The organism is Rhodococcus sp. ACT016 (assembly GCF_050477185.1).
In the GTDB taxonomy this organism is placed as follows: Bacteria; Actinomycetota; Actinomycetes; order Mycobacteriales; family Mycobacteriaceae; genus Prescottella.
Genome location: NZ_JBEAET010000001.1, coordinates 2,828,273 through 2,853,269, shown reverse-complemented (window position 1 = coordinate 2,853,269; position 24,997 = coordinate 2,828,273). Strand labels below are relative to the sequence as shown.

21 protein-coding genes are annotated in these 24,997 nt (G+C 69.2%); all 21 read left to right on the top strand.

What is annotated here, in order from left to right; all coding sequences use genetic code 11:
* Positions 1–35 precede the first annotated feature (35 nt).
* The 21 genes from ACQ5DX_RS13060 (at position 36) to ileS (ending at position 24,945) form a co-directional block, all read left to right on the top strand.
* On the top strand, positions 36–464 hold the full coding sequence (locus ACQ5DX_RS13060; protein ID WP_430333029.1) for a DUF3040 domain-containing protein: 429 nt from the start codon (positions 36–38) through the stop codon (positions 462–464).
* Positions 465–951: 487 nt separating this feature from the next.
* Complete coding sequence (mraZ, locus tag ACQ5DX_RS13055; RefSeq protein WP_280759043.1) at positions 952–1,383, top strand: division/cell wall cluster transcriptional repressor MraZ; 432 nt, start codon at positions 952–954, stop codon at positions 1,381–1,383.
* Positions 1,384–1,655: 272 nt separating this feature from the next.
* A complete protein-coding gene (gene rsmH, locus ACQ5DX_RS13050) occupies positions 1,656–2,672 on the top strand; it encodes a 16S rRNA (cytosine(1402)-N(4))-methyltransferase RsmH (protein ID WP_430333028.1) in 1,017 nt (338 codons plus the stop codon).
* Positions 2,669–3,358 (top strand): hypothetical protein, encoded by a 690-nt coding sequence (locus tag ACQ5DX_RS13045; RefSeq protein WP_430333027.1) that lies wholly within the window; start codon positions 2,669–2,671, stop codon positions 3,356–3,358. The genes rsmH and ACQ5DX_RS13045 overlap by 4 nt, the downstream gene beginning before the upstream one ends.
* Positions 3,355–5,256 carry a peptidoglycan D,D-transpeptidase FtsI family protein gene (locus ACQ5DX_RS13040; RefSeq protein ID WP_430333026.1) on the top strand — a complete coding sequence of 634 codons (1,902 nt, stop codon included), beginning with the start codon at positions 3,355–3,357 and terminating at the stop codon, positions 5,254–5,256. Before ACQ5DX_RS13045 ends, ACQ5DX_RS13040 begins: the two co-directional genes overlap by 4 nt.
* A gap of 191 nt (positions 5,257–5,447) precedes the next feature.
* Positions 5,448–7,109: a UDP-N-acetylmuramoyl-L-alanyl-D-glutamate--2,6-diaminopimelate ligase gene (locus tag ACQ5DX_RS13035; RefSeq protein WP_430333025.1), complete on the top strand. Its 1,662-nt coding sequence runs from the start codon at positions 5,448–5,450 to the stop codon at positions 7,107–7,109.
* Positions 7,106–8,629, top strand: coding sequence for a UDP-N-acetylmuramoyl-tripeptide--D-alanyl-D-alanine ligase (locus ACQ5DX_RS13030; protein WP_430333024.1), 1,524 nt, complete (start codon positions 7,106–7,108; stop codon positions 8,627–8,629). Before ACQ5DX_RS13035 ends, ACQ5DX_RS13030 begins: the two co-directional genes overlap by 4 nt.
* Positions 8,626–9,720 (top strand): phospho-N-acetylmuramoyl-pentapeptide-transferase, encoded by a 1,095-nt coding sequence (mraY, locus tag ACQ5DX_RS13025; RefSeq protein ID WP_430333023.1) that lies wholly within the window; start codon positions 8,626–8,628, stop codon positions 9,718–9,720. Before ACQ5DX_RS13030 ends, mraY begins: the two co-directional genes overlap by 4 nt.
* Before the next feature lie 3 nt (positions 9,721–9,723).
* The gene (gene murD, locus ACQ5DX_RS13020) at positions 9,724–11,247 is read left to right on the top strand and encodes a UDP-N-acetylmuramoyl-L-alanine--D-glutamate ligase (protein ID WP_430333022.1); all 1,524 of its coding nucleotides are present in this window, start codon (positions 9,724–9,726) and stop codon (positions 11,245–11,247) included.
* The gene (gene ftsW, locus ACQ5DX_RS13015; protein ID WP_430333021.1) at positions 11,244–12,740 is read left to right on the top strand and encodes a putative lipid II flippase FtsW; all 1,497 of its coding nucleotides are present in this window, start codon (positions 11,244–11,246) and stop codon (positions 12,738–12,740) included. Before murD ends, ftsW begins: the two co-directional genes overlap by 4 nt.
* Before the next feature lie 77 nt (positions 12,741–12,817).
* Positions 12,818–13,882 carry a UDP-N-acetylglucosamine--N-acetylmuramyl-(pentapeptide) pyrophosphoryl-undecaprenol N-acetylglucosamine transferase gene (locus ACQ5DX_RS13010; protein ID WP_430335642.1) on the top strand — a complete coding sequence of 355 codons (1,065 nt, stop codon included), beginning with the start codon at positions 12,818–12,820 and terminating at the stop codon, positions 13,880–13,882.
* Positions 13,879–15,378, top strand: a complete 1,500-nt coding sequence (murC, locus tag ACQ5DX_RS13005; RefSeq protein WP_430333020.1) for a UDP-N-acetylmuramate--L-alanine ligase — start codon at positions 13,879–13,881, stop codon at positions 15,376–15,378. Before ACQ5DX_RS13010 ends, murC begins: the two co-directional genes overlap by 4 nt.
* The gene (locus tag ACQ5DX_RS13000) at positions 15,375–16,202 is read left to right on the top strand and encodes a cell division protein FtsQ/DivIB (protein ID WP_430333019.1); all 828 of its coding nucleotides are present in this window, start codon (positions 15,375–15,377) and stop codon (positions 16,200–16,202) included. The genes murC and ACQ5DX_RS13000 overlap by 4 nt, the downstream gene beginning before the upstream one ends.
* A gap of 217 nt (positions 16,203–16,419) precedes the next feature.
* On the top strand, positions 16,420–17,652 hold the full coding sequence (gene ftsZ, locus ACQ5DX_RS12995) for a cell division protein FtsZ (RefSeq protein WP_430333018.1): 1,233 nt from the start codon (positions 16,420–16,422) through the stop codon (positions 17,650–17,652).
* Between the two features lie 11 nt (positions 17,653–17,663).
* A complete protein-coding gene (gene pgeF, locus ACQ5DX_RS12990) occupies positions 17,664–18,389 on the top strand; it encodes a peptidoglycan editing factor PgeF (RefSeq protein WP_430333017.1) in 726 nt (241 codons plus the stop codon).
* Between the two features lie 27 nt (positions 18,390–18,416).
* Positions 18,417–19,133, top strand: a complete 717-nt coding sequence (locus tag ACQ5DX_RS12985) for a YggS family pyridoxal phosphate-dependent enzyme (RefSeq protein WP_430333016.1) — start codon at positions 18,417–18,419, stop codon at positions 19,131–19,133.
* Positions 19,134–19,268: 135 nt separating this feature from the next.
* Positions 19,269–19,874: a cell division protein SepF gene (locus tag ACQ5DX_RS12980; RefSeq protein WP_430333015.1), complete on the top strand. Its 606-nt coding sequence runs from the start codon at positions 19,269–19,271 to the stop codon at positions 19,872–19,874.
* A gap of 105 nt (positions 19,875–19,979) precedes the next feature.
* Positions 19,980–20,282: a YggT family protein gene (locus ACQ5DX_RS12975; RefSeq protein ID WP_430333014.1), complete on the top strand. Its 303-nt coding sequence runs from the start codon at positions 19,980–19,982 to the stop codon at positions 20,280–20,282.
* 114 nt (positions 20,283–20,396) lie between these two features.
* Complete coding sequence (gene wag31, locus ACQ5DX_RS12970; RefSeq protein WP_430333013.1) at positions 20,397–21,227, top strand: DivIVA-like cell division protein Wag31; 831 nt, start codon at positions 20,397–20,399, stop codon at positions 21,225–21,227.
* Positions 21,228–21,267: 40 nt separating this feature from the next.
* Positions 21,268–21,546, top strand: a complete 279-nt coding sequence (locus ACQ5DX_RS12965; protein WP_430333012.1) for a hypothetical protein — start codon at positions 21,268–21,270, stop codon at positions 21,544–21,546.
* Positions 21,547–21,789: 243 nt separating this feature from the next.
* The gene (gene ileS, locus ACQ5DX_RS12960; RefSeq protein WP_430333011.1) at positions 21,790–24,945 is read left to right on the top strand and encodes an isoleucine--tRNA ligase; all 3,156 of its coding nucleotides are present in this window, start codon (positions 21,790–21,792) and stop codon (positions 24,943–24,945) included.
* The last annotated feature ends 52 nt before the right edge of the window (positions 24,946–24,997 follow it).

Below are 24,997 nucleotides of genomic sequence, written 5' to 3'. Positions count from 1 at the left end.
ATGAGGTGCCAACTCTTAGTGCCGGGGGAGGTACCGTGCCACTCTCCGAGCACGAGCAGCGCATGCTCGACCAGATCGAGAGCGCGCTCTACGCCGAGGATCCCAAGTTCGCGTCCACTGTGAGGGGCGGGCGAATGCGTGCCCCCTCAGGCAAGCGTCGATTGCAGGCGGTGGCCCTCTTCGTGTTGGGTCTCGTTCTCCTCGTCGTGGGCGTGGCTGTGAATGTGAGGTTGGGCGAATTCCCGATCATCAGTCTGATCGGATTCGTCGTGATGTTCGGTGCCGGAATCCTCTTCCTCCTCGGTGGGGGAAAGAGTCGTCTGGCGGCCGTTCCCGACGGGGACGGCACTCCGGGCGGGTCTGGCGGAACACATCCGCGTAAGTCCCACGGTGGCAAGAAGTCCGGTGGCGGCTTTTCGTCGCGCATGGAAGACCGCTTCCGCCGGAGATTCGAGCAGGAGTAGTTCGTAGGTAATCGAGAACGGCGATGGCGTGGCCTTCGGGTCACGCCATCGCCGTTTTTCGGTCTTCTCCCGGGCGCTCACCCCGTGTCGCCGGAGCTCCCCACTCCGCCCCACAGTGATTCCCCACCTTCACCCACGGGCGGGGTTGGAAGGCGTTTGGATGCGTCCCGGGAATCGGCTGTCGAACGAGACACCGCCCCGAACTGGGTATTTAGTTGATCTTGAAATGCGTCACCCGAGCCGAATGGTGTCCGACGCGCGTGTCCGCGGTCACCCATAGATTTCCCCCCACTCAGCCCCATCCCGTCTGATCTGCACTTATTCGGTGAAAGTTGTCAAATCTGGTTCGCGATCGGATTCAAAGTGGAGGAAAGTGGGGTAAAGTGGCGGGAAGCGGATCGTGCAGCGACCCGCCAGAAATGCGGGAAGGTGCCAACCGGTACCGACTCACACGTTCGCCACAGGGCTCCGGTGGGAGGTGACGAGATTGTTTCTCGGTACCTACACGCCGAAGCTCGACGACAAGGGGCGGCTCACACTGCCCGCAAAGTTCCGGGACGCGTTGGCGGGAGGGTTGATGGTCACGAAAGGGCAGGACCACAGCCTTGCGGTGTATCCACGTGAGGAGTTCACCGCACTCGCGCGTCGTGCAGCAGCGGCTTCCCGCAGCAATCCGCAAGCACGTGCCTTCGTGCGCGGGCTGGCGTCGGGAACCGACGAGCAGCACCCCGATGCCCAGGGGCGGATCACGCTCTCCTCGGACCATCGCCGCTATGCGGGGCTGTCCAAGGACTGCGTGGTGATCGGATCAGTCGATTTCCTCGAGATCTGGGATGCCCGAGCCTGGGAGTCCTACCTCGCGGAGCACGAAGAGAGCTACTCACAAGCCAGAGACGAGGCGCTCGAGGGGATCTTCTAGCCCACCGACGCCGGCGAGTGCCGCGAGGCCTCTGCCCGAGTGTGACCCTGACGCACTTCCCCAGCGCCAGGTTCACCACTGGGACCCTGACGCTCTTCCCCAGCGCCAGGTTCCTCGATCGGACAGGGACCTCGAGGCATTCGCCCTCCTCGGAGAAGTGACGTTCGCGGTTTCGACGCAGGACAGATCAGCTGCCGACGATTCGAGAACCCACCTCCGACACCCGAACAATGCATACCCGCCAGAATTATCGAGCAGCAGTCGGAGGAACCATGGTCGACGGCGAGGACGACACCCGGTCCGTCCCCGGCGAGTTCGGTCATGTCCCGGTCCTGCTGCACCGCGCGGACGAGCTGTTGGGGCCGGCCATCACCGCCGACAACCCGCGCGGCGACGGCGCGGTGATGATCGACGCGACGCTGGGTCTCGGTGGACACTCTGAGCACTTCCTACGAACGTATCCCGGCCTGCACCTGATCGGTCTCGACCGCGATCCCGAGGCGCTGCGGATCGCGTCCGGACGGCTGGCGCCCTACGCGGACCGCACCACCTTCGTCCACACGCGTTACGACGGCATCGTCGACGCGCTCGACCAGGCCGGCCTGGATTCGACAGGCACGGTGCACGCGATCCTCTTCGATCTCGGTGTGTCGTCGATGCAGTTGGACGAGGCCGATCGCGGATTCGCGTACTCGGTCGATGCGCCGCTCGACATGCGGATGAACCCCACCGCCGGCATCACCGCCGCCGAGGTTCTCAACACGTACAGCCACGGTGAGCTCGCTCGCATCCTCAGCACCTACGGCGAGGAGCGCTTTGCGGGCCGGATCGCGTCGGAGATCGTGCGACGCCGTCAGAAGCAGCCGTTCACCACGAGCGCTGCGCTGGTCGAACTCATCTACGACGCCATTCCCGCCGCGACCCGCCGAACCGGTGGTCATCCCGCCAAGCGGACGTTCCAGGCGCTGCGGATCGAGGTCAACAGCGAACTCGATTCGCTGCGCGCAGCCGTCCCCGCGGCGCTCGACGCCCTGGCGGTCGGTGGGCGCGTGGTCTTCATGTCGTACCAGTCCCTCGAGGACCGCGTCGTCAAGCAGGAACTGACCCCGCGGTCGAAGTCCAAGACGCCCGAAGGTCTGCCCGTGGAGTTGCCGGGCATGGGTCCGGAGTTTCGGATCCTGACCCGGGGTGCGGAACGCGCGTCCGAGCAAGAGATCGAGGACAACCCGAGAGCGGCGCCGGTGCGGTTGCGCGCGGCGGAGCGAATCGCGAGGAGGGAGACGGCATGACTGTTCAGGTGGCTTCCACCGCGCGGGTCCGGCGGTCCACCGCGGCTCAGCGCGCCTACGAGCGCCGTCGGCAGCGCGCGACCGTGTCCGACGGCGGGGGTACCGCGTCGTCGGCGTCGGATCGGTCGTCGCTCGGAACCTCGTCGCGCACGATCGTCGCGCGGGTTCCGTTCGTGGCCACGATCCTCGGCCTGCTGTGCATGGGTCTCGCGGCGACGCTGCTGCTGACCACCCGGTCGGCGGAGGACTCGTACCAGCTCGCCGATGCCCGGGCGCACAACCAGAGTTTGCGGGAGCAGACGGCGGCGCTCCAGCGTGAGGTCGCCGCGGGCAATTCCGCTCCCGTCCTCGCCGAGAAGGCCGCCGCACAGGGGCTGATCCCCGCGAAGGATCCGGCGCGTCTGCTCCTGGACACCGACGGCACCGTGCACGTGATCGGCACCCCGAAGCCGGCCGAGGGAAGCCCGGTCGCGCCGCTGGATCGAACTCCCGCACCCCCACCCGCGGCGTCCGCGCCGGCCCCGACGTCGCAGCAGGCGCCGCAGACGGCGCACTCCAGCGCGCCGGCGCCTTCGACGGCACCCGCCACACCGCAGCCGGTCAATGACGGGCGGATCCAGGCGCGCGGTGAACAATCGACACTCGTGACGGTCATCACTCAGCCCCCGGCAGGTGCTCGGCAGTGACGTCCCCGGGTGGACGCGCTCCGGCCCCACGCCGGCGCAGGCCGGCGGCCCCGCCCCCACGCAGGTCGCGGGGGCGGAAGTCGTCACCGCGCCGCACTGATTCGTTTCCGTTCCGGATCAAGTACGGACGCGCGACGATGCTGGTCGCGCTCGGGATCGTGGCACTTCAGCTGTTGTGGGTGCAGGGCGTCGACGCGCCGCGACTGTCGGCGGAGGCCGCCAACCAGCGCACCACCACCGTCACCCTGCCCGCAGTCCGCGGTGCGATCGTCGACCGGAACGGCAACAAGCTCGCGTACACCCTCGATGCGAAGGCTCTGACCTTCCAGCCGGTGCGGGAGCGCAAGAACATGGAAGAACTGCGCGCCAAGGACGAGACCGCGCCCGATCCGGAGACCCGGTTGAAGGAGATCGCGGAGGGCATCCACGACCGACTCGGTGATGCGGCACCCGAGAGCGAACTGCTGACCAAGCTGCAGAGCGGCGAGACGTTCGTCTACCTGGCGCGCAGCGTCGATCCGGCAGTGGCCGCCGACATCGCCGACGAGTTCCCCGAGGTGGGGCTCGAGCGGCAGGACATCCGCGAGTACCCCGGTGGTTCCCTCGCCGCGAACATCGTCGGGGCCACCGGTTGGGACGGCCACGGTCTGCTCGGGCTCGAGGACTCGATGGACTCGTCGCTCGCCGGCAAGGACGGCGCCGAGACCCACGACCGCGGATCCGACGGCGCGGTGATCCCCGGCAGCCGGCGCGACCAGCAACCGGCGGTCGACGGGTCCACCGTGGAGCTCACCATCGACTCCGACCTGCAGTACTACGTGCAGCAGCAGGCACAGCAGGCCAAGGAACTGTCGGGTGCGAAGAACGCCTCGGTCGTGGTGCTCGACGCCAAGAAGTCCGAAGTGCTCGCGATGACCAACGACGGGACGTTCAACCCGGCGATCGGGGTGGGCAACAACCCGCCCACCGCGCAGATGGGCAACCTCCCGGTGAGCTCGCCGTTCGAGCCGGGCTCCGTCAACAAGATCATCACCGGCGCCGCCGCGATCGAGTACGGCCTGACCACGCCGGACGAGGTGCTGCAGGTGCCCGGTTCGATCCAGATGGCCGGCGTGTCCGTCAAGGACGCGTGGGCGCACGGCGTCGCGCCGTACACCACCACCGGGGTGTTCGGGAAGTCGTCGAATGTGGGCACGCTGATGCTCGCCGAACGAGTCGGCGAGGAACGGTTCGCCGACATGCTGCACCGGTTCGGGCTCGGCCAGCCGACCGGCGTCGGCCTTCCGGGTGAGAGCGCTGGCAGTGTCCCCGAACTGGACGAGTGGTCCGGCGGTACCTTCGCGAACCTGCCGATCGGGCAGGGTCTGTCGATGACGCTGCTGCAGATGACCGGCATGTACCAGGCGATCGCCAACGACGGCGAACGCATCCCGCCGCGAATCGTGAAGGCCACCGTCGAACCGGACGGCACCAGGACCGAGACCGAGCGGCCGGAGCCGGTCCGGGTGGTCAGCGAACAGACCGCAAAGACCGTGCGCGACATGTTCCGGGCGGTCACCCAGAAGGACCCCATGGGCTACCAGCAGGGGACCGGGCCGCAGGCGGCCGTCGAGGGCTACCAGATCACCGGCAAGACTGGCACCGCCCAGCAGGTCGATCCGGCGTGCAAGTGCTACTCGAACTCCAACTACTGGATCACGTTCGCGGGCATCGCTCCCGCCGACGATCCGCGGTACGTCATCGGCATCATGCTCGACGCGCCGGTGCGCGGCGTCGACGGCGGCGGCGGACAGTCCGCCGCCCCGCTGTTCCACAACATCGCGTCGTGGCTTCTGCAACGCGAGAGCGTGCCCCTGTCTCCGGATCCGGGTCGGCGGTTGGTGCTGCAGGCCGACTGACCTCGATCCGGGGTGACTATTCCCACGCATGCGTGCGAGCCCGACGTGGTGACTCGTCCGTCGGGTGTGACCGCCGGTAGTCTGACACGTCGATCTCCGTCGCCACGAGTCGGGCGAGGATCACGAGACGACCACGGACCACCGATCAGCTGCCCTGCCCGAACCGACCGACCCGAGAGGACCCATCGCCTGTGCTTCCGAGTCCGCAGCCTTCCACGCCGGACACGGCGCCAGCGAGCGGTCTTCGCCCCACGAATCCGCCGCTGACCGATCTCGCGGAGCTCGCGGCGAGGATCGGCGCCCGGGTCGAACTGGTGCCGTCGGGCCCACCGCACGGGCGTGAACCGGTGGGCGTCAGCGGCGTCGAGTTGCGCGCCCAGGCGGTGCGGTCCGGTGACCTGTTCGCGGCGTTGCCGGGGGCACACACGCACGGTGCCGAGTTCGTGGCCACGGCACTCGAGGCGGGCGCCGCGGCCGTCTTCACCGACGACGCCGGGCTCGCCTCGATCGCCGCTCGGCTCGCCGCCGCCGAATCGGTTGCGCCGGTGGCCGTGCTCGTCCATCCGGATCCGCGACGTGTGCTCGGTGAGGTCTCGGCCACCATCTACGGCCACCCGTCCGAGCAGATGCAGGTCATCGGCATCACCGGCACATCCGGCAAGACGACGACGTCATACCTGATCGAGGCGGGACTCGCCGCCGCCGGGCGCAGCATCGGCCTGGTCGGCACCATCGAGACCCGGGTCGAGGGGCACCGGGTACCGAGTGCCCTCACGACGCCGGAGGCGCCGCAACTGCACGCGCTGTTCGCGGCGATGCTCGAGCGGGGCATCGACACCGTCGTGATGGAGGTGTCGAGCCACGCGCTGGCGCTCGGACGCGTCGACGGCGTCCGCTTCGCGATCGGCGCGTTCACGAACCTGTCCCAGGACCACCTGGACTTCCACAAGGACTTCGACGACTACTTCTCCGCCAAGAGCAGGCTGTTCGCGGCGGACTCGACGGTGACGGCCGAGCGTGCGGTGATCTGCGTCGACGACCAGTGGGGCATGCGGATGGCCGAGATCGCGCGCGGCGCCCACCCGGACCGTCCCGAGGCGGTGACGACGGTGTCGACGCGCGACACCGCCGATTGGACGGCAGGACCTGCCGAGGCCGAGCGGTCCGGCAACCAGGTCTTCACCCTCACCGGGCCGAGCGGCGCCTCCCGTGAGGTGTCCATCCGTCTGCCGGGCGACTACAACGTCGCCAACGCGGCCCTGGCCGTGGCGGTGTGCGTGGCCGCCGGTGCGGATGCGGACGCGGTCCTCACCGGGCTCGCCGAGGTGGACGTGCCCGGGCGTGTGCAGCGCGTCGAACGCGGACAGGACTTCCTGGCCGTCGTCGACTACGCGCACAAGCCCGCCGCGCTCGAGGCCGTGATCGCGACCCTGCGTGGTCGAACGGAGGGCCGGATCGCGGTCGTCGTCGGCGCCGGCGGGGACCGCGACAGCGGCAAGCGCGTGCTGATGGGGGAGGCCGGTGCCCGCGGCGCGGACCTGCTGGTGATCACCGACGACAATCCGCGCACCGAGGACCCGGCCGCGATCCGTGCCGCGCTCGTGGCGGGCGCACAGGCCGTTCCGGCGACCGAGAGCGGTGAGGTTCGGGAGATCGGCGAGCGTGGCGAGGCGATCGCCGCGGCGGTCCGTTGGGCGCGCCCGGGCGACGTGGTCCTGGTGGCCGGCAAGGGGCACGAGACCGGCCAGGAGATCCACGGGGTGAAGTACCCATTCGACGACCGCGAGGTCCTGGGAGAGGCGATCGATCGGATCGTCTCCGAAGGCGGGCCCGCACACGGAGGAAACGCATGATCCCGATGACGCTCGCCCAGATCGCACAGGCGGTCGGCGGGACGCTTCACGATGTCGACGATCCGTCGGCCACCGTCTCGGGAACGGTGGAGTTCGATTCCCGCAAGGTCACCCAGGGTGGGCTGTTCCTGGCGTTGCCGGGCGCGCGGGTGGACGGGCACGACCATGCCGCGGCCGCGGTCGCGGCCGGTGCGGTGGCGGTGCTGGCGGCACGGCCCGTCGGGGTCCCGGCGATCGTCGTCGAGCCGCTGGGCCCGTCGAGCAGTGCGGCGCTCGCGCTCGAGCACGACCGTGACGGCTCCGGCGCCGCCGTACTCGAGGCGCTCGCCAAGCTGGCCCGCGCCAGCGTCGACCGGCTCACGGCCGAGTCGGGGCTCACCGTCGTCGGTGTCACGGGCTCGTCGGGCAAGACCTCCACCAAGGATCTGCTCGCGGCCGTGCTGGCGCCGCTGGGTGCCGTCGTGGCACCGCCCGGATCCTTCAACAACGAACTCGGTCACCCGTGGACGGCGCTGCGCGCCGACACCGACACCCGGTTCCTGGTGTTGGAGATGTCGGCGCGGGGGCGCGGCCACATCGCAGCCCTCGCGAAGACCGCGCCGCCGCGGATCGGTGTGGTGCTCAACGTCGGCACGGCCCACCTCGGCGAGTTCGGGTCGCGTGAGGCGATCGCCGACACCAAGGGTGAGCTGCCGGCGTCTCTGCCGTCCGCCGCCGACGGGGGCGTCGCGGTACTCAACGCCGACGACCCGCTGGTCGCCGCGATGGCCAAGCGCACCAAGGCCCGCGTCGTGCTGGTCGGACTGGCCGGCAACGCCGACGTCCGCGCCACCGACGTGCGCCTCGACGACCAGGCCCGGGCCGGCTTCACGCTGACGTGCCCGGCGGGCAGCGTCCAGGTCACCCTCGCGGTGCACGGTGAGCACCAGGTCGGCAACGCGTTGGCCGCGGCCGCGGTCGCGCTCGAATGCGGCGCGACGCTCGAACAGATCGCAGCCGCGCTGGGCGGGGCGACGCCGGTGTCCGCGCGTCGGATGGAGGTGCGCGACCGCGCCGACGGCGTCACCGTCGTCAACGACTCGTACAACGCCAATCCCGACTCGATGCGCGCCGCGATCAAGGCGCTGGTGTCGATGGCGAAGTCCGGGCGTGGTCCGGCGCGCCGGACGTGGGCGGTGCTCGGTGAAATGGCCGAACTCGGGCCAGAATCAGTCGTCGAGCACGACGCGATCGGACGGTTCGCGGTGCGCTTGGACGTGACCAAGCTGATCCTCGTGGGGCCGGGTCGTCCCGTGCGCGCGATGTACCAGGGAGCGGTGATGGAAGGTTCGTGGGGTGACGAGGCGATCCACGTCCCGGACGGTGCGAGCGCGATCGCTCTGCTGGAGCAGGAACTGCGGGCCGGTGACCTCGTGCTGGTGAAGGCCTCGCAGTCGATCGGCCTGTGGGAGGTCGCGGACGCGGTGCTCGCCGCGCCGGTGAACGATTCCGCGTCGACTGACAAGGGGGCGTCGGAATGAGGCAGATTCTCTTCGCGGCGGGCATCGCGCTCGCCGTCTCGATCCTGCTCACGCCGGTCCTGATCAAGATCTTCTCGCGGCAGGGTTTCGGTCAGGAGATCCGCGTCGAGGGCCCGGCGAGCCATCAGGCCAAGCGCGGCACGCCGACGATGGGCGGTGTCGCGATCCTCGCCGGTCTGTGGGCCGGTTACTGGGGTTCGCACCTGATCGGCATCGGCTACGACGCGGAGGGGCCGACAGCCTCGGGGCTGCTGGTGCTGGGCCTGACCACCGCGCTCGGCGGTGTCGGCTTCCTCGACGACTTCATCAAGATCCGTAAGCAGCGCAACCTCGGTCTGAACAAGACGGCCAAACTCGTCGGCCAGCTCGTGGCGGCGGTCCTGTTCGGCATCCTGGCGCTGCAGTTCCGGGGCGGCAGCGGTCTCACCCCGGGCAGCGTGCACCTGTCGTACGTGCGCGACATCGCCACGGTGAGCATGGGCTCGATCGTGTTCATCTTGTTCTGCTACCTGCTGGTCAGCGCGTGGTCGAACGCGGTGAACCTCACCGACGGTCTGGACGGCCTGGCCGCCGGCTCGATGAGCCTGGTGCTCGGCGCGTACGTGATCATCACCTTCTGGCAGTACCGCAACGCGTGCACCATCGGTCCGGGCAGCGTCGGCCCGGCCAAGGGCTGTTACGACGTCCGCGACCCGCTGGACCTGGCGCTGCTGTGCGCCGCCGGCGCCGCGGCGTGCATCGGCTTCCTGTGGTGGAACGCCGCCCCGGCGAAAATCTTCATGGGCGATACCGGCTCGCTCGCCCTCGGTGGCATGCTGGCCGGCCTGTCCATCACCACCCGTACCGAGCTGCTGATGGTCGTCATCGGCGCGCTGTTCGTCGCGGAGGCCGCGTCGGTGGTCATCCAGGTGGCGGTGTTCCGGTCGAGCCGACGGCGGGTGTTCCGGATGGCGCCGTTCCATCATCACTTCGAGCTGGGTGGCTGGGCGGAGACCCAGGTGATCATCAGATTCTGGTTGCTCGCGGCCATCGCGTCGGCGATCGGCCTGGCGCTGTTCTACAGCGAGTACCTCGCGGCGATCGGGGACTGACCCATGCAGTTCGAGGCGAGATACCTCGACGAGGCGGGCCTGGGCGGGCTGCGGGACGTGGACGTCCTGGTGACCGGCGCCGGGATCTCGGGCCGCGCGGTCGTCGGGCCGCTGCTCGACCTCGGCGCGCGGGTGACGGTCACCGACACCAACGTCGACGCCCTCGCACGGTGCGCGGAGCTGGGTGCGGCAGCGGTACCGCTCGACGAACTGGTCGCGGACGCCGGACGCGTGGCCGGGTTCGCGCTGGTCGTCACCAGCCCAGGCTTCCGGCCGGACGCGCCGGTCCTGTCGGCAGCCACGGCCGCCCGCGTACCGGTCTGGGGCGACATCGAGTTCTCGTGGCGGGTCGACCAGGCCCGGATGTACGGGCCGCCGCGGCGCTGGCTGGTCGTCACCGGCACCAATGGCAAGACCACCACGACGTCGATGCTGCACTCGATCCTCGAGGCCGCGGGCATTCCGTCGGCGGCGTGCGGGAATATCGGGCTGCCGGTGCTGGACGCGCTGCGGGCCCAGGAGCCCCGCGCGGATGTGCTGGCGGTCGAGTTGTCGTCGTTCCAGCTGCACTGGGCGCCGTCGGTGCGTCCCGACGCGGGCGTCGTGCTCAACATCGCCGAGGACCATCTGGACTGGCACGGCGGGATGCCGGGCTACATCGACGCCAAGGCGCAGGCGCTGACCGGTGCGGTCGCCGTCGTCGGCCTCGACGACGAGATCGCCGCCGGGCTCGCGTCGCGTCCGCGTGACGGGCACACCGTCGGCTTCCGGCTCGGTGCCCCCGATATCGGGGAACTGGGTGTGCGCGGCGGGATGCTCGTCGATCGGGCATTCGCGGATTCCGTCCCGTTGATCGCGGCCGACGAGATCAGCCCGGCCGGGCCGGCCGGATTGTGCGACGCGCTGGCCGCGGCCGCGTTGGCCCGTGCGATCGGTGTTTCCCCCGCATCGGTCGAGGCCGGCCTCCGGGCCCACCGGGTGGGTCCGCATCGAGCTCAGCTCGTGCGCACCGTCTCCGACGTCGCGTTCGTCGACGATTCGAAGGCGACCAACCCGCATGCGGCGCGGTCGTCGATCATCGCGCACGAGTCGGTCGTGTGGATCGCGGGTGGCCTGCTCAAGGGTGCGCGCATCGACGACCTCGTCGAGGAGATCGCGGACCGTCTTGCCGGCGCCGTCCTGATCGGGCGCGACGCGGACCAGATCGCGGATGCGCTCGCGCGACACGCCCCCGAGGTCCCGGTTGTGCACCTCCGGTCGGGAGACGATGCATCCATGGGTGTTGGGAACCCCGACTCGATGCGGCTGGACCTTCCCGGAGCCGACGCGGACACCGTGATGGCCGAGGCCGTGCGAGCCGCCGCGGCCCTGGCAGCGCCGGGTGATGTCGTGCTGCTCGCGCCTGCGGCCGCGTCGCTCGACATGTTCGACTCGTACGGTCATCGGGGCCGCAGCTTCGCGGCAGCTGCCGCCGAGGTGTCGGCCGAGCAGATCGGAGCACCGGGGGAGTCCGGATCCCGGCCATGAGAACCCAGACCGAGCGTCGCACCGAGCCTGCGGACCGGGGCCCCCGGACCCGGATCGGTGCGTGGCTGGCGCGTCCGCTGACGTCGTTCCACCTGGTCGTCACCATCGCGATCCTGTTGACGGTGCTGGGCCTGGTGATGGTGCTGTCGTCGTCGAGCGTCGAGTCGGTGGCGCAGGACGGCTCGGCGTACGGCAAGTTCATCTCTCAGCTGATCTTCGCCTCGCTCGGTTTCGTGATCTTCTACATCGCGTTGCTGATCCCGGTGCGGGTGATGCGCAAGTGGTCGCTGGCCGCGTTCGGCTTCACGGTCGTGATGCTCGTACTCGTGCTGATCCCCGGCATCGGCACGGAGTCGCAGGGCACCCGGGGCTGGTTCGTGATCGGCCCGATCTCGTTGCAGCCCTCCGAACTCGCGAAGATCGCGTTCGCGGTGTGGGGCGCGCACCTGTTGGCGACGCGCCGCCGCGACAACCCGTCGCTCAAGGAGATGCTGGTCCCGCTGGTGCCGGCGGCGATGCTGGTGTTCGTGTTGATCGTGTTGCAGCCGGATCTCGGCACCACGATCTCGCTCGCGATCATCCTGTTGGCGCTGCTGTGGTTCTCGGGTCTGCCGCTCAAAATCTTCCTGAGCGTCCTGGGCGCGGGCGTGGTCGGGGCGCTCACGCTCGGCCTCACGGCGGGTTACCGGTCCGCGCGCATCCAGGCGTTCTTCAATCCGGGCGACGATCCTCAGGGAATGGGCTACCAGGCCCGGCAGGCCAAGTACGCCCTCGCCGACGGCGGTCTCTTCGGTGAGGGGCTGGGCCAGAGCCGCGCCAAGTGGAGCTATCTGCCCAACGCCCACAACGACTTCATCTTCGCGATCATCGGCGAGGAACTCGGGTTCATCGGCGCGGCCGCGGTGATCGGACTGTTCGGCCTGTTCGTGTACACGGGCCTGCGCATCTCCAGGCGATCGGCCGACCCGTTCCTCCAGTTGCTCACCGCGACAGCGACAGCCTGGATCACGGGTCAGGCGTTCATCAACATCGGCTACGTCGTCGGCGTCCTGCCGGTGACCGGACTCCAGTTGCCGCTGGTCTCCGCGGGCGGTACCTCGACCGCGACGACCCTGCTCATGTTCGGCCTCGTCGCGAACGCGGCGAGACACGAACCGGAGGCGGTCGCGGCATTGCACAGCGGTCAGGACGGGCGCGTGTCGCGGCTGCTGCGGCTGCCGAAGCCGGCCCCGTACATCCCGCCGCGGCCGCGGGGCGCCGCCGTCGTGCGGCGGGCCGAGAACAAGCGGGTGCATCCGGTGCGTGCCGAGCGGGCGCAGCGACCGCAGCCGCGGGGCGCTGTGCGCCACGACGAACCGCGTCGGCGGGTGCCGGACGGCGGCCGCCGGGGGGACGACAATCGAGGACATCGGGGACACGACCCGGTGTCGGAACGTGGGCGGGCGACGCGATCGCGTGACGCCCGACCGGGAGAGCGAGGAATGCGTAGGTGAACGGCGACAACCGCGAGAATGCCGCCCTGTCGGTGGTGGTGGCCGGTGGCGGCACTGCGGGACATATCGAGCCCGCGATGGCCGTCGCGGATGCGATTCGTGCCCTCGACCCGTCGGCCGTCGTGACGGCGCTCGGAACCGAGCGCGGCCTCGAGACGACGTTGGTACCCGAGCGTGGCTACCCGCTCGAATTGATCCCGCCGGTGCCGCTGCCGCGCAAGCCGACGATGGATCTGCTCCGGCTGCCCGGGCGGATCCGCCGCTCGGTCGCGGCCACCCGTGACGTCCTCGACCGGACGAACGCGGACGTCATCGTCGGCTTCGGCGGCTACGTCGCGTTGCCGGCGTATCTGGCGGCGGGTTCGGGGCTGTTCGGGCGCCGCCGCAAGGTCCCGATCGTCATCCACGAGGCGAACGCCAGCGCCGGCATCGCCAACAAGATCGGTGCGCGGCGGGCCCGGCGGGTCCTGGCTGCAGTGGCCGGGTCGGGTGTCGCCGCGCGTGGCCGCAAGGACGCCGAGATCGTCGGGATCCCGGTCCGCTCGTCGATCACCGAGCTCGACCGGGCGGCGTTACGGGCGAAGGCGCGTGAGCATTTCGGGCTGCCAGCCGAGGGGCCGGTGCTGTTGGTGTTCGGCGGATCCCAGGGCGCTCGTTCGCTGAACGAGGCGGTCTCGGGCGCTGCCCCGCAGCTCGCCACCGCGGGAATCTCCGTCCTGCACGCGTACGGCCCCAAGAACTCGGTCGAGGTCGACTCCGACCCGGCCGCTCCGTACGTCGCGGTTCCCTACCTGACGCGGATGGACCTCGCGTACTCGGCCGCCGACGCGGTGATCTGTCGGTCCGGCGCGATGACGGTCGCCGAGGTGTCGGCCGTCGGCCTGCCCGCGATCTACGTGCCGTTGCCACATGGAAACGGCGAGCAGGAACTGAACGCGCGACCGGTCGTCGCCGCGGGCGGCGGGATGCTCGTCGCGGACGCAGACCTGACGCCGCAGTTCGTGGCGGACACCGTCGTCCCGCTGCTCGGTGACCGGGCGCGGCTCGACGAGATGAGCCGTGACGCGGCCGGAGCGGGCCATCGCAGCGCCGCCGCGGCGGTCGCCCAGATCGTTGTCGACGTAGCAAGGGGAAATCGATGAGCGAGCAGTTGCCCGCGGGTCTCGAGCGGGTACACATGGTCGGCATCGGCGGCGCCGGTATGTCCGGAATCGCGCGGATCCTCCTCGCGCGCGGCGGGCAGGTGTCCGGGTCGGACGCGAAGGAGAGCCGCGGCGTGCTCGCGCTGCGGGCCCGTGGCGCCGTCGTCCGGATCGGGCACGACGCGAACGCGCTCGACCTGCTGCCGGGCGGCCCGACGGCGGTGGTGACCACCCATGCCGCGATCCCGAAGGACAACCCCGAACTCGTCGAGGCGCGGCGCCGCGGCATCCCGGTGATCCTGCGGCCCGCCGTGCTCGCCTCGCTGATGCGGGGGCACCGCACGCTGCTGGTGTCGGGCACGCACGGCAAGACGTCGACGACGTCGATGCTCGTGGTTGCGTTGCAACACTGCGGATTCGATCCGTCCTTCGCGGTCGGCGGCGAGCTGAACGAGGCGGGAACCAACGCCCACCACGGTTCGGGCGAGGTGTTCGTCGCCGAGGCGGACGAGAGCGACGGATCGCTGCTCCAGTACGACCCCGACGTCGTGGTGGTCACCAACATCGAGGCCGACCATCTCGACTTCTTCGGCAGCAGCGAGGCGTACGTCCAGGTCTTCGACGACTTCGTGGCGCGCCTCGCGCCGGGCGGGCTGCTCGTGGCATGTCTCGACGACCCCGGCTCGGCGGCGCTCGCGCGTCGTACGGTCGAGTCCGGCCGGGGCGATCTCCGGGTGCTGGGCTACGGCACGTCCGAGGCCGTTGCGGCCGCGGAAGGCGTTGCGGTGGGCGCGGAACTGTTGTCGTGGGAGGCACGGGACGTCGGGGGAGTCGCGCGTATCCGGCTGGCGGGTGAGGCCGAGCCGCGAACATTCCGTCTGGGTGTGCCCGGAAGGCACATGGCGCTCAACGCCCTCGCCGCGCTGCTCGCCGCTCTCGATTCCGGCGCGCAAGTCGACGAGTTGCTCGAGGGGCTCGCGGGCTTCGGCGGTGTCCATCGTCGGTTCCAGCTCACCGGCCGCGAAAAGGGCGTGCGACTGTTCGACGACTACGCGCACCATCCGACGGAGGTCCGGGCGGTGCTCGGTGCCGCTCGCGAACTCGTCGCCGATGATCCGCAGCGCGGACGCGTCGTCGTGGTGTTCCAGCCGCACCTGTATTCGCGGACGGTGACGTTCGCGCGCGAGTTCGGTGAGGCGCTCGACCTCGCGGACGAGGTGGTCGTGCTCGACGTCTACGGTGCGCGCGAGGAACCGATCCCGGGCGTCAGTGGCGCGCTGATCGCGCAGGGTATGACGAAACCCGTTCACTATCAGCCTGATCGATCCCAGGTGCCGCGTCAGGTCGCGAACATCGCCGAGCCCGGTGACGTCGTGATCACGATGGGGGCGGGTGACGTGACGATGCTCGGCGGTCAGATCCTCGATGCGCTGCGGTCGCGGACCAACCACGGCCGCCGTTCGGGGGCAGCGGGATCCGGTTCGGAGTCGCAGTGACGGTCGACGGTCGGGGCCGCTCCCGCGGCGGGCGTCCGGACGCCCGCCGCGATCGGCGCACCGGCTCCCGGACGAGTTCGCGTGAACGACCCGCGTCGGCGGAGCGAGTCGGCGCAGCCGACCGTCCCGGCCGCGGCTCGGCCGGCCGCGAGCGCGCCCGCTCGTTGCGTCGCAAGGTTTTCCTGATCGGCGGCGCGTGTGTGACGGTCGTCGCCGCGCTCGTGGCCACGCTGTGGTTCAGTCCGCTGATGTCGGTCCGGCAGATCGAGTTCGTCGGTGACGGGGTCGTCAGCTCCGAAGAGGCGTTGGGCGCCCTCGACATTGCGGAGGGGACGCCGCTGCTGCAGGTGGACACCGGTACGGCTGCGCGCCGGGTCGCCGACATCCGGCGGGTGGCCGAAGCCCGTGTGCAACGGCAGTATCCGTCGACGGTGAAGCTCACGGTCACCGAGCGGATTCCCGTGGTGTTCTTCGATTCCCCGGACGGACAGCATCTGATGGACGCCACCGGAGTGGATTTCGCCACCGAGCCGCCACCGTTCGGTGTCCCGAGACTGGTCACTCCCACGCCCGGCCACGACGACCACGCGACGCAGGCTGCGTTGGAGGTTCTCGAGGTGCTTCCGGAGTCGATTCGGGTTCAGGTGTCCGAGGTTGCGGCACCGACGATTTCGAGTGTGTCGGTTACGCTGGTGGACGGCCGTGTCGTGGTGTGGGGCGGTGTCGACAGTTCCGAGAGGAAGTCGGCGGTCGTCTCCGTGCTACTGACGCAGCCCGGCCGGATCTTCGATGTGTCGAGTCCCGAGTTGCCCACAGTAAAGTGATGGGTGACCCGGAGCTTCGAGGACCGGTTCGGGGGCTTCGTGCCCCGCAAAAACTTGGCGCGTGTCGGCGCGCCTGCTGGCGGAACGGTGTGCCACTGCATAGCGTTTCGCACCAATGGACTACTTGACATAACCTTAACCCTGTGGTTGAGGTTGAGGGTTTTCCGACATTGACCCCAGAACGAGCGCGACATCCACTCACGGAAGGCGAGAGCCCATGACGCCCCCGCACAACTATCTCGCCGTCATCAAGGTCGTCGGTATCGGCGGCGGCGGCGTCAACGCGGTCAACCGCATGATCGAGCAGGGACTCAAGGGAGTCGAGTTCATCGCGGTCAACACCGACGCGCAGGCGCTGCTGATGTCCGACGCCGACGTCAAGCTCGACGTCGGACGTGAACTGACCCGCGGACTCGGCGCCGGCGCCGACCCCGAGGTGGGCCGCAAGGCCGCCGAGGACCACAAGGACGAGATCGAAGAGGTCCTCAAGGGCGCCGACATGGTCTTCGTCACCGCCGGCGAGGGCGGCGGCACCGGCACCGGCGGTGCGCCGGTCGTCGCGAGCATCGCCCGCAAGCTCGGTGCCCTGACCATCGGCGTCGTCACCCGCCCGTTCTCCTTCGAGGGCAAGCGCCGCGGCACGCAGGCCGAGTCCGGCATCGCCGCGCTGCGCGAGTCCTGCGACACCCTGATCGTGATCCCGAACGACCGGCTGCTCCAGCTCGGTGACGCGGCGGTCAGCCTGATGGACGCGTTCCGCAGCGCCGACGAGGTGCTCCTCAACGGTGTCCAGGGCATCACCGACCTCATCACCACCCCGGGTCTGATCAACGTCGACTTCGCGGACGTCAAGAGCGTCATGTCCGGCGCGGGCAGCGCGTTGATGGGTATCGGTTCCGCACGGGGCGAGGGCCGGTCGATCAAGGCGGCCGAGACGGCGATCAACTCTCCGCTGCTCGAGGCGTCGATGGAGGGCGCGCGGGGCGTGCTGCTGTCGATCGCGGGCGGCTCGGATCTGGGCCTGTTCGAGATCAACGAGGCGGCGTCGCTGGTCCAGGAGGCCGCGCACATCGACGCCAACATCATCTTCGGAACCGTGATCGACGACTCTCTCGGCGACGAGGTCCGCGTGACGGTCATCGCTGCCGGGTTCGACGGCGGCGCGCCGGTCAAGCGTCCGCTCGAGGTTCAGTCCGCGATCGGTCGCGGCAACATCGGCGCCGGCCGCGCCGGTGAGGTCGGACAGTCCGAGCGCGCGGCTGCGGCACCCGCGGCAGCGGCTCCGGCCGAGCCGGCGCCCGCCGCGCCGACGGCTCCGCGCGAGCCGGTCGGAGCCCCCACGGGTTCGAGCCTGCCGCCGCTGGGTAGCCCCGCACCGCGCGTCGTGCCGGTCGGTAACGAGGAGGGCGAGGACGACGACGTCGACGTGCCTTCCTTCATGCGCCGTTGAGTGGGGTTCCCGTGACGGGCGTCCGGGTCCGGCGGGTCGTCACGACCCGCGCGGGCGGGGTGTCCGCGGCGCCGTACGAGTCGTTCAATCTCGGTGATCATGTCGGCGACGATCCGGCGGCCGTCGAGGCGAATCGTCGCCGCCTGGCCGACGGGATCGGGTTGCCGTTCGAGCGCCTGGTGTGGATGGAGCAGATCCACAGCCGCACCGTGACGGTCGTCGACGGTCCGGTCGACGGTCCGGTGCCGGCCACGGATGCCCTGGTGACCAGGGAACCCGGGCTCGCGCTCGTGACGCTCAGCGCCGACTGTGTTCCGATCCTGTTGTCCGACGACGAGGCCAGGGTGATCGCGGCGGTGCACGCCGGTCGGATCGGCGCCCGGATCGGCATCGTGCCGAAGGTCATCGGCGCGATGATCGAGCAGGGCGCCCGTCCCGAGCGGATCGGGGCCTTCCTGGGCCCGGCCGCGAGCGGCCGCCAGTACGAGGTGCCTGCTGCGATGCAGGCCGACGTCGAGAAGTTCCTGCCCGGCAGCGCGACACGCACCGCGAATGGCACGCCCGGACTGGATCTGCGGGCGGGTCTGCGCCGACAGTTGCTGGCGGCGGGTATCTCCGGCGTGGCGGAGGATCCGCGGTGCACCATCGAGGACCCGACGCTGTTCAGTCACCGTCGAGGCGCCCCCACCGGCCGGTTGGCCGCCGTGATCTGGATGGATCCGTCCGGAGACGAGTGACGGGATCGACGTGGACGATGGGCACCGATGAGTAGGCACGAGGAGATCGCGTCGGCGCTGACGGAGGTGCGGGTCAGGCTCGACGCGGCCTGCCTCGACGCGGGCCGGGATTCGGCCGAGGTGACCTTGCTGCCGGTGACGAAGTTCTTCCCGGCGTCGGACGTCCGGATTCTCTACGACCTGGGCTGCAGAGAATTCGGCGAGTCGAGGGAACCGGAGGCCGGCGACAAGATCGCCGAGTTCCGGTCGGCGCCGGACGTCGTGGATCCGGTCCGCTGGCACATGATCGGCCGACTCCAGCGGAACAAGGCGAGGACGGTGGCCCGGTGGGCCGACATGGTTCATTCGCTCGACAGTGTCCGATTGGCCGACGCGCTGGACGTCGCGGTCGGTGTCGCGCGGGACGACGGCGCGCGGTCGGGCCCACTGCGCGTGCTGTTGCAGGTGAGTCTGGACGCCGATCCGACGCGTGGCGGTGTGCCGGTCGCGGAGTCGGCGGCTCTCGCTGACCACGTTGCCGGGTCGTCGAACCTGGTGCTCGGCGGGCTGATGGCGGTGCCGCCGCTGGGATCGGATCCGGACGCCGCGTTCGCACGACTGGAGATTGCGCACGCCGACCTGCTGCGGTCCCATCCGGACGCAACCGTGCTGTCGGCCGGGATGACCGGCGACCTGGAAGCGGCGGTCCGGCACGGTTCGACGTGCGTGCGTGTCGGAAGTGCCATCCTCGGCCACCGCCGGTAGTCTCGAAATAATCACCAGTCACACCATGAACACCAGCAACAGCAACAGCAAGATCGTCGGACCACCCGCCAAGATCTCTGCGGTCGACCGCAGGTTCCACCAGTTCCCGTCCGCCGCGCCCAGGAAGGTCGATCGATGAGCACTCTCCACAAGTTCAAGGCTTACTTCGGCATGGTTCCCCTCGAGGACTTCGAGGATGACTACATCGACGAGCCCGGGCCGGCTCGCCGCGAGTACGCCGAGCCCGGATACCCGTCGAGCCGCCGCGACGAGGTCGACGACGATTTCGACCGCTACGACTCCGCGCCGCGCCAGTCCGCGCGGGTCGAGCCGATCCCGGCGCGGCCCTCCCGCCCGGCGCCGAGTGCGGGACCACGCACCGCGACGCGGGGTGCCCTGGCTGTCGACCCTCGGATGGATCGGCTCGAGAGCCGCCGCTCGGTGGTCGACGAGGGCGGTCCGCTCTCGAAGATCACGACGCTGCGCCCGCGCGACTACGGCGAGGCCCGCACCATCGGTGAGCGGTTCCGCGACGGCACGCCGGTGATCATGGATCTCGTCGAGATGAGCAACGCCGACGCCAAGCGCCTCGTCGACTTCGCCGCCGGCCTCGCGTTTGCGCTGCGCGGCTCGTTCGACAAGGTCGCGACGAAGGTGTTCCTGCTCTCGCCTGCCGACATCGACGTGTCCGCCGAGGAGCGCCGCCGCATCGCGGAGACCGGCTTCTACAACCAGAAGTAGTCGCCGTCGGCCGAGAAACGCGTCACACCCGAGCTGCGGTGTGACGCGCGCCTCGACTTGTCGAATGGTTTTGATCGACCGGTTGTCGTCAGGCAGAGTGAAGGTGTGGCCGTGTTCTCGGTGATCTACGTGATCCTGTTCATATTCTGGTTGTTGCTCATCGGACGGATCATCGTCGAGTTCATCCGGGTGTTTGCCAGGGACTGGCACCCGACGGGGTTCGTCGTGGTGGTGCTGGAGGTGATCTTCACGGTCACGGACCCGCCGGTGAAGCTTCTTCGCAGGCTCATTCCGCCGATCTCGCTCGGCGGGGTCAGGCTCGATTTGTCGATCATGGTGCTGCTCTTCCTGCTGTTCATCCTGATGCAGGTCGTGTCGGGACTCGCGTCACCTACTGGTTTGGTGTGAAAGAATGGCCCGCAGTTACAGTGGGACAGGTAACGAAATGGTTAACGAGTACGCGCACCACCTAGTACTGAATGCGTGCTACACCGCCGAAAAGAAGCGTGAAGGGATCCTTCCATGCCGCTGACTCCAGCTGATGTGCACAATGTCGCGTTCAGCAAGCCTCCGATCGGGAAGCGTGGCTACAACGAGGACGAGGTCGACGCCTTCCTCGACCTCGTCGAGCAGGAGCTGACGCGACTCATCGAGGAGAACGCCGACCTCCGTCAGCGTGTCGGCGAGCTCGATCAGGAGCTTGCCGAGGCGAAGAAGGCTCCGCGCCCCGCCGCCGCTGCTCCGGCCCCGGCTCCCGCGCCGCAGCCCGAGCCGGTTCGCGTCGTCGAGCAGCCGAAGCCGGAACCGGTGCCCGCTGCGGCGCCGCGCCCGTCCGAGGACGCCAACATGCAGGCCGCCAAGGTCCTGGGTCTGGCGCAGGAGATGGCGGACCGTCTCACCGGCGACGCCAAGGTCGAGGCGGAGCAGCTGCTCAGCGACGCCCGCACCAACTCGGAGCGTCTGGTCACCGAGGCTCGCACCAAGTCGGAGACGATGGTCGCCGACTCCAAGCAGAAGTCCGAGGCGCTGCTCTCGGATGCGCAGACCCGCTCGGAGACGCAGCTGCGTCAGGCCAAGGAGAAGGCCGATGCGCTGCAGGCGGATGCCGAGAAGAAGCACACCGAGATCATGGCGACGATCAACCAGCAGCGTTCCGTGCTGGAAGGCCGGATCGAGCAGCTGAAGACGTTCGAGCGCGAGTACCGGGTGCGGCTCAAGTCGTACCTGGAGTCGCAGCTCGAGGAGCTGGAGCAGCGCGGCTCGGCGGTGCCGGTCGACGGCGGTCAGGACACCTTCGGACAGTCCGGGTCGCAGTCCGGTTTCGGTCGGTCGTTCGCCAAGGGAAGCAACTGACCGAGCCGACGCCGGCCGGCTCTCGAGTAGAGGGTGAATCGTGCTGGTCATGACGCTGGTCCTCGCCGCGGTGGGTTTCACACTGTTGGTGATCGCCCTGATGACGGGTTCCGTGGTCTGGGCGTGGGGATGCATCGCAATCTGTGTCGCGGGTGCCGTCCTCCTGCTCGTCAGTGCGCTGGCGAGCAGGAGGGCGGCGCCGAGCGCGGATTCGGGCAGTGCGGCACCGGGACCCGAGAACGGGAATCGGGCGGTCGGCAACGGTCGGCAGATCGACTCGGATCGAGGCGATTCCGGGCGGAACTCGACTCAGGGCTAGACTGGAACGGTTATACAGCGACGATCCGGCCATCACCGGGGAGCTTTCGGAAGAACGGCTCGATCTGCGCTTCGCGAGTGCGGCGAATCGAGCTCACTAGACCCGAACGGGTGGGCCCGTCACAGCCTCCATCGAGTGGCTCGTCCCGCATGCGGGACGGGCAAGCGGGGTGGTACCGCGGTCACGGCGCACAGGGCGCCGTCATCGTCCCCGTGCCGTAAGTAGGGCACGAGGAGCCAAGCGGTGACCAGTAACGAATCCACCTCTCCAGAGACGAACGACGCGTACCCACGCGTCGATATCGTCGGCGGACGCGCGACCGGTTCTGTCTCCTTCCCGGACCTCGAGCAGAAGGTGCTCGCGGCCTGGGAGGCGGACGACACGTTCCGCGCCAGCATCGCGAACCGTGACGGTGCCGAGGATTTCGTGTTCTACGACGGCCCCCCGTTCGCGAACGGCCTGCCGCACTACGGCCACCTGCTCACCGGCTACGTCAAGGACGTCGTGCCGCGTTTCCAGACGATGCGCGGTAAGAAGGTCGACCGTCGCTTCGGCTGGGACTGCCACGGCCTGCCGGCCGAGCTCGAGGCCGAGAAGCAGCTGGGAATCAAGGACAAGTCGCAGATCGATGCGATGGGTCTCGCCGAGTTCAACGCGTACTGCAAGCAGTCGGTGCTGCGGTACACCGACGAGTGGCGCGACTACGTGACCCGCCAGGCCCGCTGGGTCGACTTCGACAACGACTACAAGACCCTGGATCTGGACTTCATGGAGTCCGTGATGTGGGCGTTCAAGGAACTCCACGACAAGGGCCTGATCTACCAGGGCTTCCGGGTGCTGCCGTACTCCTGGTACGAGCAGACGCCGCTGTCGAATCAGGAGACCCGCCTCGACGACGCGTACAAGATGCGCCAGGACCCGGCGGTCACCGTCGACATGGTGATCAGCGCTCCTGGTAAGGCTCTCGACGGCGCGAACGCGCTGATCTGGACCACGACGCCGTGGACGCTGCCGTCCAACCTCGCGGTCGCGGTGCACCCGGACGTCGACTACGTGCACGTCGCCGGCGCCGACGACAAGACCTACCTGCTCGCCGCCGCCCGGGTCGGGCACTATGCGCGTGAGCTGGGCGAGGCGCCCGAGGTTCTCGGTGAGTACAAGGGCTCCGATCTCGTCGGCCTGTCCTACGTTCCGCCGTTCGACTTCTTCCACGGTCCGGGTAAGGGCCACGAGAACGCGCACCGGGTGCTGTCTGCCGACTACGTGACCACCGAGTCCGGCACCGGAATCGTCCACCTCGCACCGGCTTTCGGTGAGGAGGACATGGATGTCGCGACGGCCAACGGCATCGAGATCGTGCAGCCGCTGGATCCGGGCGGCAAGTTCACGTCGATGGTCCCGGATTACGAAGGTTTGCAAGTCTTTGATGCGAACCCGGTCATCATCAAGGACCTCAAGGCCGCCGGAAAGCTGCTGCGCCACGAGACGATCGAGCACTCGTACCCGCACAGCTGGCGTTCGGGTCAGCCGCTGATCTACATGGCGGTGCCGTCGTGGTTCGTCGCGGTCACCAAGTTCCGCGACCGCATGGTCGAGCTCAACCAGGAGATCACCTGGGTGCCGGAGCACATCCGTGACGGCCAGTTCGGTAAGTGGCTCGCAGGCGCGCACGATTGGAACATCAGCCGAAACCGCTACTGGGGCAGCCCGATCCCGGTATGGGTGTCGGACGATCCGGCGTATCCGCGCGTGGATGTCTACGGCTCGCTCGACCAGCTCGAGGCGGACTTCGGGGTGCGCCCGACGGACCTGCATCGGCCGAACATCGACGAACTGGTGCGCCCGAACCCGGACGATCCGACCGGCAAGTCGATGATGCGCCGCGTGCCCGAGGTGCTGGACTGCTGGTTCGAGTCGGGCTCGATGCCATTCGCGCAGGTGCACTACCCGTTCGAGAACCAGGATTGGTTCGAGACGCACTACCCGGGCGACTTCATCGTCGAGTACAACGGTCAGACCCGAGGCTGGTTCTACAACCTGCATGTCCTCGCGACCGCACTGTTCGATCGCCCTGCCTTCAGAACCGTTGCGGCGCACGGCATCGTGCTCGGTGACGACGGCCTGAAGATGAGCAAGTCCAAGGGCAACTACCCGGACGTCAAGGAGGTGTTCGACCGCGACGGCTCGGACGCTATGCGGTGGTTCCTCATGTCGTCGCCGATCCTGCGTGGCGGCAATCTGATCGTCACCGAGCAGGGCATCCGCGAGGGCGTGCGGCAGGCGTTGCTGCCGCTGTGGAACGCGTGGAGCTTCCTGCAGCTGTACGCATCGAAGCCCGGCCAGTGGCGGACCGATTCGCCGAACGTGCTCGACAAGTACATCCTGGCGAAGCTCGCTGCCACCCGGAACGCGATCACCGACGCGCTCGAGGTCACCGACATCGCGGGGGCGTGCGACGAGCTGCGGACGTTCTGCGACGCGCTCACCAACTGGTACGTGCGTCGCTCGCGCAACCGGTTCTGGGACGAGGACCGCGACGCGATCGACACGCTGCACACGGTGCTCGAGGTGGTCACGCGTCTCGCGGCGCCGCTGCTGCCGATGGCATCCGAGGTGATCTGGCGTGGACTGACCGGTGGCCGGTCGGTGCACCTGGCGGACTGGCCGTCCGAGACCGAGCTGCCGGCCGACACCGAGTTGGTCGCGGCGATGGACGACGCCCGCAGCGTGTGCTCGACGGTGCTCGGTCTGCGCAAGGCCCAGAATCTGCGGGTGCGGCTGCCGCTGCCCGAGGTCACGGTCGCGGCGCCGGACGCCGAGCGCATGCGCCCGTACCTGGGTCTGATCGCCGACGAGGTCAACGTCAAGAAGGTCGACCTGACCGACGACGTCGACGTCCACGGCCGGTTCGAGCTGGTCGTCAACGCGCGGGCCGCGGGTCCGCGTCTGGGCAAGGACGTGCAGACCGTCATCAAGGCGGTCAAGGCCGGCAACTGGACCGAGACGGACGGCGTGGTGTCGGCGGCCGGGATCGAGCTGCTGCCGGAGGAGTACACACAGCGCCTCGTCGCGGCGGAGCCGGAGTCGACGGCGGCGCTGCCGGACGGTGCGGGCCTGGTCGTGCTCGACTCGCAGGTCACCGAGGAGCTCGAGGCCGAGGGTTGGGCCAAGGACCGCATCCGCGAGCTGCAGGACGCGCGCCGCAACGCGGGACTCGATGTCTCCGACCGCATCTCGGTCACGCTGCAGGTGCCGGCGGAGCGGCTCGAGTGGGCGACCCGCCACCGCGAGCTGATCGCGGGCGAGATCCTCGCGACGACGCTCGAGATCGGCGAGGTCGGCGGCGACGCGGTCGTCGACCTCGGCGAGGGCGTGCGCGCCGTGATCGTCAAGGCCTGATCGGTCGACGGCGCCTCGGGCGGACGACGGGTGCTTCCTGTCGTCCGCCCGG

Coding starts and splice junctions, on each gene's coding strand:
- rsmH (WP_430333028.1), top strand. CDS start 1,656: ATGGTCGACGGCGAGGACGACACCCGGTCCGTCCCCGGCGAGTTCGGT.
- ACQ5DX_RS13045 (WP_430333027.1), top strand. CDS start 2,669: ATGACTGTTCAGGTGGCTTCCACCGCGCGGGTCCGGCGGTCCACCGCG.
- ACQ5DX_RS13030 (WP_430333024.1), top strand. CDS start 7,106: ATGATCCCGATGACGCTCGCCCAGATCGCACAGGCGGTCGGCGGGACG.
- mraY (WP_430333023.1), top strand. CDS start 8,626: ATGAGGCAGATTCTCTTCGCGGCGGGCATCGCGCTCGCCGTCTCGATC.
- murD (WP_430333022.1), top strand. CDS start 9,724: ATGCAGTTCGAGGCGAGATACCTCGACGAGGCGGGCCTGGGCGGGCTG.
- ftsW (WP_430333021.1), top strand. CDS start 11,244: ATGAGAACCCAGACCGAGCGTCGCACCGAGCCTGCGGACCGGGGCCCC.
- ACQ5DX_RS13010 (WP_430335642.1), top strand. CDS start 12,818: ATGGCCGTCGCGGATGCGATTCGTGCCCTCGACCCGTCGGCCGTCGTG.
- murC (WP_430333020.1), top strand. CDS start 13,879: ATGAGCGAGCAGTTGCCCGCGGGTCTCGAGCGGGTACACATGGTCGGC.
- ftsZ (WP_430333018.1), top strand. CDS start 16,420: ATGACGCCCCCGCACAACTATCTCGCCGTCATCAAGGTCGTCGGTATC.
- ACQ5DX_RS12985 (WP_430333016.1), top strand. CDS start 18,417: ATGAGTAGGCACGAGGAGATCGCGTCGGCGCTGACGGAGGTGCGGGTC.
- ACQ5DX_RS12980 (WP_430333015.1), top strand. CDS start 19,269: ATGAGCACTCTCCACAAGTTCAAGGCTTACTTCGGCATGGTTCCCCTC.
- wag31 (WP_430333013.1), top strand. CDS start 20,397: ATGCCGCTGACTCCAGCTGATGTGCACAATGTCGCGTTCAGCAAGCCT.